At 49.1% G+C, this 6153-nt stretch carries 9 protein-coding genes; all 9 read left to right on the plus strand.

The window, feature by feature from the left end:
• A partial coding sequence (locus PHF27_RS12800) for a TlpA disulfide reductase family protein (protein WP_300070802.1) occupies positions 1 to 263 on the plus strand: 263 nt, incomplete at its 5' end.
• 66 nt (positions 264 to 329) lie between these two features.
• Positions 330 to 764, plus strand: a complete 435-nt coding sequence (locus PHF27_RS12805; protein WP_300070805.1) for a hypothetical protein — start codon at positions 330 to 332, stop codon at positions 762 to 764.
• A 99-nt stretch (positions 765 to 863) separates the two neighbouring features.
• Positions 864 to 1202: a zinc ribbon domain-containing protein YjdM gene (locus PHF27_RS12810; protein WP_300070808.1), complete on the plus strand. Its 339-nt coding sequence runs from the start codon at positions 864 to 866 to the stop codon at positions 1200 to 1202.
• Positions 1203 to 1476: 274 nt separating this feature from the next.
• Positions 1477 to 1671: a sulfur carrier protein ThiS gene (gene thiS / locus PHF27_RS12815; RefSeq protein WP_300070811.1), complete on the plus strand. Its 195-nt coding sequence runs from the start codon at positions 1477 to 1479 to the stop codon at positions 1669 to 1671.
• Between the two features lies 1 nt (position 1672).
• Positions 1673 to 2485, plus strand: a complete 813-nt coding sequence (thiF, locus tag PHF27_RS12820; protein ID WP_300070813.1) for a sulfur carrier protein ThiS adenylyltransferase ThiF — start codon at positions 1673 to 1675, stop codon at positions 2483 to 2485.
• A 3-nt stretch (positions 2486 to 2488) separates the two neighbouring features.
• Positions 2489 to 3253 carry a thiazole synthase gene (locus PHF27_RS12825; RefSeq protein ID WP_300070815.1) on the plus strand — a complete coding sequence of 255 codons (765 nt, stop codon included), beginning with the start codon at positions 2489 to 2491 and terminating at the stop codon, positions 3251 to 3253.
• Between the two features lie 2 nt (positions 3254 to 3255).
• Complete coding sequence (thiH, locus tag PHF27_RS12830; RefSeq protein ID WP_300070820.1) at positions 3256 to 4410, plus strand: 2-iminoacetate synthase ThiH; 1155 nt, start codon at positions 3256 to 3258, stop codon at positions 4408 to 4410.
• A gap of 2 nt (positions 4411 to 4412) precedes the next feature.
• Positions 4413 to 5015: a thiamine phosphate synthase gene (locus PHF27_RS12835; protein ID WP_300070823.1), complete on the plus strand. Its 603-nt coding sequence runs from the start codon at positions 4413 to 4415 to the stop codon at positions 5013 to 5015.
• Between the two features lie 629 nt (positions 5016 to 5644).
• Positions 5645 to 6153 (plus strand): PAS domain-containing protein (locus PHF27_RS12840; protein ID WP_300070826.1); only part of this gene is annotated, 509 nt, incomplete at its 3' end.

Genomic DNA, 6153 nt, shown 5'->3' on the forward strand with positions numbered 1-6153 from the left:
AGGGACGCGTGCATTTTATGATGGTGAACTTAACGGACGGTTCGCGGGAAACACAGGGAAAAGCCGCAGAATTTGTGCGGCGCAACGGCTTCTCATTCCCGGTGTATTACGATACGAAACAAGAAGCAGTTAAGGGGTATGGAATTACCGCCATTCCTACGACGTTTATTTTGGATGCGGACGGGATGGTGGTTAATCAGTCCCAAGGGGTTATGCGCAAAGAGGCCTTGCAAAAAACATTGGAGCAGGTGCTGGCGAAGTGAACTGGAAAAGAGAGAACCATGGGAAAAATTGAAATGGAAGCATAATGAAAATCAGGGGGGAGATACGTGGAAAAGATTATTGTTAATTGGAATGGGCCGTATGTCTTTGAGAATATTAATGATTGTGAAGCGGGTTGTGAAAAAGGGCTTTATCTTATTTCAAGATTTTGGGGTGGAAACGAAACTTTTTTGTATTTGGGGCAAACCAAACGAGCGTTTACGGTTCGACTAAACGAACATAATAAGTCCTGGTTAGGAGAATTTCGAGGGCAAATAAAAGTGAGAGTTGGCATATTAGAGTTTGAAGAAGGAAGAAATTATTCTAAAAATAAATTGAGCGATGTTGAAGCGCTTTTGATTAATTGGCATAAATTTCCGCTTAATGTTCAGTCTACTAAATATTATTATGGGAGAGAGAAGCTAGGTGTTATTAATCGAGGCAGAAAAGGGATACTGAAAGACTATGTGAATACGGATGATCTTCAATGGGACGATTGCTGATTAGGAGTGAAGAGTTTAAGCCATTTGCAAAAATAGATGATTTGAACGAAATGTGGTACAATACGATGCATATAAAGCCAAAGAATGGAGAATGTGTAGATGTCGACATTGCCGAATTGTCCTAAATGTAATTCCGAATATACCTATGAAGATCGGGGCCTTTTTATTTGTCCCGAATGCGCGCATGAATGGGCTGCCGGGGAAGCTTCAGAGGCGGAGGAAGGCCTGGTGGTTAAAGATGCTCATGGAAATCGTCTTGCCGACGGCGACGCCGTGACCATCATCAAGGACTTAAAAGTAAAAGGGGCATCTTCTTCCTTGAAGATTGGCACTAAGGTGAAGAACATCCGTTTAGTGGAGGGCGACCATAACATTGACTGCCAAATTGAAGGCTTTGGCGCGATGAAGCTGAAATCGGAATTTGTTAAAAAAGCCTAGTCTTGCATTGTTATGCAAACAATAGTATACTGAAAAACAATTAAAGAAGCACAAAATGGGGAACACCACCAAAAGGGTGTCTCTTCGTTTTGTGCTTTTTGTTTTGTCGTCACGGTGAAGTGACGACAAAACAAAAAGTCATTATGAAGTCAGAACATAAGCTGTTTGCAAAAAAAGCAGATGGCAACATTTCGTAACCCTCAGTCGTACCCTCTGGTTACTCTCGCGACTCTTGTCCAAAACCCGTACCTATTTAACTAAGGAGGTGATCCCTATGCGTGTGAATGGTGAAAAAACTTGTCTCGAAAAACCGTTGACCTTGGCAGCGTATTTGGCAGCGAAGCAGTTTGACTGCCGCATGGTTGCGGTGGAGCGCAACCGACAGATTGTACCCAAGGCTGACTATGAGAAAGTGGCGCTCCAAGAAGAGGACATTTTGGAAATTGTGCGCTTTGTAGGAGGCGGTTGAAATGAAAATCGAAGTCAACGGCAAAGAACGCGAGTTGTCCTGCCGCACGGCGTTTGCAGTGAGAGACCAGCTGGGAAGCGATACAGACGTGCTGATTGTCAACGGTTTTCAGACGGATGAGGATTGCCAGCTCCAAGAAGGCGATACCATAGCGCTCATTAAAAAAGGCGTGCTGCCGCCGCAAGAAGAGCTGGAAAGCTTAATGCGCTCCCGCCACACGCCGCAGGTGCACGACAAGCTCAAGGCAGGCAAGGTAGCTATTGCTGGTTTGGGAGGTTTAGGCTCTAATATTGCGGTCATGCTGGCGCGTATTGGCGTCGGCAAGCTGCTTTTAGTGGATTTTGACGTCGTAGAGCCGAGCAATCTGAACCGTCAAAGCTACTATGTGAGCCATCTGGGCTTACTCAAGACCGAGGCGCTGAAAGAGCAACTGGCGCAGATTAACCCGTTTATTCAGGTAGAAACTCGCGCGGTCCGCGTGGAAGAAGAGAACGTGGTGCCGCTATTTCAGGAGTATGACGTGATTTGCGAGGCTTTTGACAAACCGGCGGCTAAGGCCGTATTGGTGAACACCGCCTTAGAAAAATTGCCCCAGGTCAAGGTGGTGGCGGCTTCCGGCATGGCTGGTTTTGGCAGCGCGAATACGATCAAGACGAAGCAAGTTATGGAACGTTTGTATGTCTGCGGCGATTTAGAAAGCGCCGCTTGCCGAGGGCGCGGCTTGATGGCGCCGCGCGTACAAGTTTGCGCCGGGCATCAAGCCAATATGGTGCTGCGCCTGCTTATGGGCGAATTAGAAGTAGGAGGAATGTAAAAAATGACAGATGTATTGAAAATTGGCGGTCGAGAATTTAAGTCTCGCTTGATTTTAGGGTCGGGAAAGTTTTCATTGCCGCTGATCCAGGCGGTTATCGAACATGGTGAGGTAGATATCGTGACGCTGGCGCTGCGGAGAGCGAATGTGGGCGGTCAGGAAAATATCTTAGAATACATACCGAAGGGCATTACGCTGTTGCCTAATACCTCCGGCGCCCGCAACGCCGAGGAAGCGGTGCGTATCGCCAGATTGGCTCGGGAGCTTGGGTGCGGCGATTTTGTGAAACTGGAAGTCATAAGGGACTCAAAGTACTTACTGCCGGATAATCAGGAAACCATTAAGGCAACGGAAATCTTGGCTAAAGAAGGGTTTCGGGTTATGCCGTACATGTATCCGGACCTAAATGCAGCCAGAGCCTTGGCTGATGCCGGAGCGGCGTCGGTCATGCCCTTGGGCGCGCCTATTGGCAGTAACAAAGGGTTGTGCACGAAGGAGTTTATTCGGATTTTGATTGAAGAAATTGATTTGCCGATTATTGTTGACGCTGGCATTGGACGTCCTTCGCAGGCCTGCGAGGCAATGGAGATGGGGGCGGCTGCGGTGATGTGCAATACGGCGATTGCCACCGCCGGCGATGTGGCGCAGATGGCGCGCGCTTTTAAACAAGCGGTAGAAGCCGGGCGGGAAGGCTATCTTGCTGGTTTAGGACGGGTGCTGGACGGGGCGGAAGCTTCTAGCCCGTTGACCGGATTTTTGGAGGCGTAAGCATGGAAAAAGCAAGAGTCAATCATATGGAATACCAGCCGGGCATGGAGGCGCTGGAGTCGGATGTGCTTGAAAAGGTGCTGAAGCGGACTTCGGCGTATGAATACCAAAACTATACAACTACGGATGTGCGGCGCGTTTTGGCTAAAGAATCGATCTCGTTGGAAGATTACGGCGTACTGCTGTCTCCGGCGGCGGGAGACTGTTTGGAGGAAATGGCAGTGCGCGCTCGCTGGGAGACGCGTAAGCATTTCGGCAATTCCGTACAGATGTTTACTCCTCTTTATATTGCCAATTACTGCGAGAATCACTGCGTGTATTGCGGTTTTAACTGTCAAAACCGCATTCATCGGGGCAAGCTGACGTTGGCGGAGATTGAAAGCGAACTGCAGACTATTGCTAAAACCGGGCTGCAGGAAATTCTGCTTCTTACCGGCGAGACGCGCAAGCAATCCGGCGTGGAATACATTGGCGAAGCGGTCAAATTGGCGGCGAAATACTTTTCGACCGTTGGCATTGAAATTTATCCTCTCAATTCGGATGAATACGCTTATTTGCGCGCCTGTGGCAGTGATTTCGTCTGTGTATACCAAGAAACCTATAATCCGGAAAAATACGAGCAAGTTCATTTGAGCGGACCCAAGCGCATTTTCCCCTATCGTTTTCACGCGCAGGAGAGGGCTCTTTTGGGCGGGATGCGCGGCGTGGCCTTCGGAGCGCTCTTGGGGTTGGACGATTTCCGAAAAGACGCTTTTTCCGTGGGCGTTCACGCTTATTTGATTCAGCAGAAATATCCTCATGCGGAGATTTCTTTTTCTACGCCGCGCTTGCGCCCTTATATCAACAATGCAGCCAATAACGCCAATGACGTTCATGAGAAACAACTGCTTCAGGTGATGCTGGCGTATCGTCTGCTCATGCCGTTTGCAGGTCTTACGATTTCTACCAGAGAGCGAGCCGGGTTTCGGGATCATGTCATTGGTCTTGTGGCGACAAAGATCTCTTCCGGCGTCAGCGTGGGCGTTGGCGGGCATAGCGAAGAGGAAAAAGGCGACGAACAGTTTGAAATCGCCGATCCCCGCAGCGTTGACGAGGTCCATCAAATGCTGCTGGCCCGCGGCTTGCAGCCGGTATATACGGATTATCTGCGGGTGTAATTATGGCGGATTTGATTTGCGTGACCCAGCGTAGTTTGTGTTCCGATGATTTTTTGGAGCGTATCCGCCGTTTGGCCCAGGCGAAGCCGCAAGCGATTTTGCTGCGGGAGAAGGATTTGGGGGAAGCGGATTATGAAGTGCTGGCGCGGGAAGTGCAGGAACGCTGCGTTCCGTTGGGCGTACGCCTTATCGTGCGCCGCTACGTTGGTGTAGCTAGGCGACTTGGTTTAAGGCAAGTGCATTTGTCCATGGAAGAACTGCGTCAGGCGGAACCTGGCATGTTAACGGAACTGCAAGTGGGCGTTTCGATTCATTCGGTGGAAGAGGCGACGGAGGCCCAGGCTTTGGGAGTGGCGTATCTTGTTGCCGGGCACATTTATGCGACCGATTGCAAAAAAGAGTTGGAGCCGCGCGGCCTGGACTTTCTGCGCGAAGTGTGTCAGACAGTCAGCATACCTGTATTCGCCATTGGCGGTGTGACGGCGGAGCGGGGGCCGGAGCTGCTGGCTTGTGGGGCAGCGGGCTGCTGTGTTATGTCAGGAGCGATGCAATGCTCTACACCGGAAGAATATATTTGCAGCATGCTTACGAAAAATCAAATATAAATCAAAATGCAGGACAAAAATGTAAAATGAGTTATTGACAAAGGGAAATGCTTACGGTATATTTTAAAACATCCTCGGAAAAATTTTATAAACAAAATGTGATGAAGGAACCTGTGCTTTTCGAAACCTGCTTCAGAGAGTCGGCGGTTGGTGCGAGTCGGCAGCAGCGTAAAAGTGCGAATCATTCCGGAACAGCAAGGCTGAAGCCTCTTGGAGGACTAGGCTGCGCCGGTCTCAGCTTCCTGCGGGAAGTGCAGTCGTTATTCTGCTAAGGTTGATGGACCTGATGAGAAACAGAGATAAACTCTGTAAAAGGGTGGTACCGTGAGAGCGACGTCTCTTGCCCCTTTAAGCTGTCTAGCTTAAGGAGCAAGAGGCGTTTTTATTTTTAGAAGTGTGTCAAAGTGTTATACTTAATCTACAGAATAGAACAAAAATATCACAAAATCTTATATCTTTATCCGCTTGCCTTCAGGGAGGCGTAGAGCTGAAAGGCGCGCTAAAGCTGGATTTGAAAAGAAAATTCCGCAAAATTAAGAACTTGGCATTTGAATTGCTTAGTCTTAATAACGACGTGTTGATGCAAAAGCGGGCTAGAGCGGGAAGGATCAAGGAAAGGAAGGAAGTTCATGAGTTTATTGGCCTCGCATACGGAGGAAATGTTTTATACCATTTTGGATAATCTGCGGGAAGCCGTCAATGTAGTAGATACCAAAGGCTATATTACTTACGTGAACCCCAGCTCCGCCAATTATGCTTCTGCGCGCGTCGAGGACATGATTGGTAAACATATTACCGAGTACTATCCGCATGCAGCGCTCTTGGATGTAATTCGTGACCAAAAGCCGCTGTTGGATCAAAAAATGGCGCAAGGAAATGGGCGGACCTTTATTGTGAATGCAGTGCCCTTGTACCGGCAAGGCGAATTTTACGGAGGCGTTTCCACGTTTCGGGACATTACCGAACTGGATGAACTGGCCCGGACGCTGGAGTATCTGGAAAATGAGCTGGCTTTGAGCCAGGGCAGCGGTATTTTTGAGAGCTTCATCGGCGCTGATGGATCTCTGCGCAATGCTATTTTTAAAGCGCAGCGCAGTATTGCCTCGGTCGGGGGGCCGCGGCATTCGGTGATTCTGGG

Source organism: Anaeromusa sp., assembly GCF_028691475.1.
Classification (GTDB): Bacteria; Bacillota; Negativicutes; order Anaeromusales; family Anaeromusaceae; genus Anaeromusa.